This window comes from Tenacibaculum larymnensis, assembly GCF_028829235.1.
Classification (GTDB): domain Bacteria; phylum Bacteroidota; class Bacteroidia; order Flavobacteriales; family Flavobacteriaceae; genus Polaribacter; species Polaribacter larymnensis.
The window spans coordinates 1-2,387 of sequence record NZ_JAIWJY010000022.1 but is presented as its reverse complement, the minus strand read 5'-3'; the positions used below and the strand labels follow the sequence as shown (position 1 = coordinate 2,387).

Annotated in this window: 3 protein-coding genes; 2 read left to right on the top strand and 1 reads right to left on the bottom strand. The window is 32.0% G+C overall.

What is annotated here, in order from left to right; all coding sequences use genetic code 11:
- On the top strand, positions 1-1,677 hold a 1,677-nt coding region (locus tag LCI24_RS16820), incomplete at its 5' end, for an RHS repeat domain-containing protein (protein ID WP_274641413.1).
- Between the two features lie 2 nt (positions 1,678-1,679).
- Entirely contained in the window at positions 1,680-2,111 is a 432-nt protein-coding gene (locus tag LCI24_RS16815) for a hypothetical protein (RefSeq protein ID WP_274641412.1), read from the top strand.
- A gap of 71 nt (positions 2,112-2,182) precedes the next feature.
- Here LCI24_RS16815 and LCI24_RS16810 read toward each other — a convergent pair.
- The coding region (locus LCI24_RS16810; protein WP_274641411.1) for a hypothetical protein at positions 2,183-2,387 on the bottom strand (205 nt) is incomplete at its 5' end.

The following is a 2,387-nucleotide window of genomic DNA, read 5'->3' as shown; positions in this document are numbered from 1 at the left end:
ATCAACTACAACAAGCCTCAAAATGGAGCAACAGCCCTGTTTAACGGGAACATATCCGAAACTCATTGGAATACCTTAAACACTGATACTAGTACGAGGTCTTACTCGTATGAATTTGATGCATTAAATAGATTAGTAAGTGCTACAGGAAATATAGACCGATATGACCTAAGTTCGGTAACTTATGATAAAAATGGGAATATCAAGACACTGGTAAGAAAAGGGCATTTAAATGTAGGAGCAACAAGCTTTGGTACGATGGATGATTTAACCTATACCTATGATAACGGCAATAAGTTAATGAGAATCTCAGATGGAGCTACTATAGACCAGTTTGGGTTTAAAGATGATGTGCTAGGTGGTACAGTAGATACAACAGATGATTACACCTACGATGCGAATGGTAATATGCTTACTGACACCAATAAAGGGATTACTTCAAATATTACATATAATCACTTAAACTTACCTGTACAAATCAATGTAGATGGTCAACTAATTAACTATACCTACGATGCTTCGGGTGCTAAGCTTAAAAAAGTAAGTAACGGTGTTACCACAGAGTATGCAGGAGGGTTTAGGTATGTAAATAACGATTTAAAAGACTTTAAGCATGCTGAAGGATACGTAAAGAAAGATGGTAGTGGCTTCAATTATGTGTATTCATATACCGACCATTTAGGAAATGTACGTTTAAACTATGCAGACTTAAATAACGATGGTGTTATACAAGCAGCTAGTGAAATTTTGGATGAAAAAAACTACTATCCTTTTGGTGGAACTCACGAAGGCTACAATACAGCTATCAATGGAGCCTATTATCCATTTGGGTATAACGGTAAAGAGGAAAACGATGAAAATGGTTTAGCTACCTTAGATTTTGGTGCAAGGAACTATGATAAATGGGCTGGTCGTTGGATGAATTTAGACCCATTAGCAGAACAAATGCGTAGACACTCACCATATAACTTTGCTTTTGATAATCCAGTTTATTTTATTGACCCTGATGGGATGGCTCCAATGGGTCCTGGGGATTTATGGAGAAAGATAAAACAAACAATCAAAGATGATATTGCAGCAGCTCCTAGACGATTCAAAAAAATGATGTCAGACCTTAATAGTTTATTTGGAAGTATTGATGTTCAAGGAAATCATAAAGATAAAATAGGATCTGGTGTCGTAATTGTTGGAAGTGGTTCTACTACTGATAGCAATACTATATCAGAAAATCCGTCAGAAGATGTATATATCCCTGAAGATGCTTTAACAACTATGGCTAAATACGCTAAATTAGGACCTAAATCAACAAGTAAAGGAAAAAATTATGGACCTAATAAAGCAAAGGGTAAAAAGGGTAAAAATTTTGCTTCTCAAATGAAAAAGGGAATTAAAGATGCAAAAGCAAGAAAAAAGAAAATGGATGCAATTGGCAGTGGAATAGATTTAATGACTAGTGATGGAACAATAAATGCCTCTAACACAGCTGGTGAACCAAACTCTACTAGTAAAGTGAAAATTAGAATTACTAATGTAGCTTCGGTAGCACCTGCTTTTGGAAACAATGGACATAGAGTTACAACAATAAAAAAAGACACCTTAGTTAATCCTCAAGATGTTAATAGAGTTCAGCAAGAAAAAACAAGAAAATTAGAAGAAGCACAAAACCCAAATAATTAATCATGAAAAAAAACATTATCTTTTTTGTAGCTAGTTTATTATTATTAAGTTGTAATAATAAGGAGTTAGAAACTAAACTAAAGAGTTTACAGCAGGAGAATAAAAAACTTAAAGACTCTATTGTTCGCTTTAATTATAATAAAATTATATCATCTGAAATGATAATTTTACCATCTAATAACACAAATGAAGTAAAGTTTGATGGAATGATATATAATCGACTTGACAAGGTTAGTTATGACCTTTATCAATTAGATACTTTACATTATATAGAAGGAGTTACTAAAAAAGTAATTTTTAAGAACAATTTGTCGTCTCAATTCCAAATAAAAGCAGATGAGAGTCTAATAAAAAATAATATATTATACTTGATGGCAGAATATAATTTGGATAGTCTGAAAGTACAAATACCTGGAGTTTTATATCTTAAATAAGAAATTTAACTGAAGTTTAAACCACGATATAAGGTTGTCTTATATCGTGGTTTTTTTATACTTTAAAGAGTTTACTTTTTAGTCTGATGTTGCTTACTAAAAGCTTTGTATAGTACTTTAGCTCTATATATAATATTAATACTAGCAGCCCACATTACAAGAATTACAGCTATAGTCAAGTATATATTGTTGTATTTAATGTGAGCAATCCACCCATATATTATTCCTAAAACAAAATTTAAAAAACCAATAAGCTTATTTAATCCAAAAAGACAT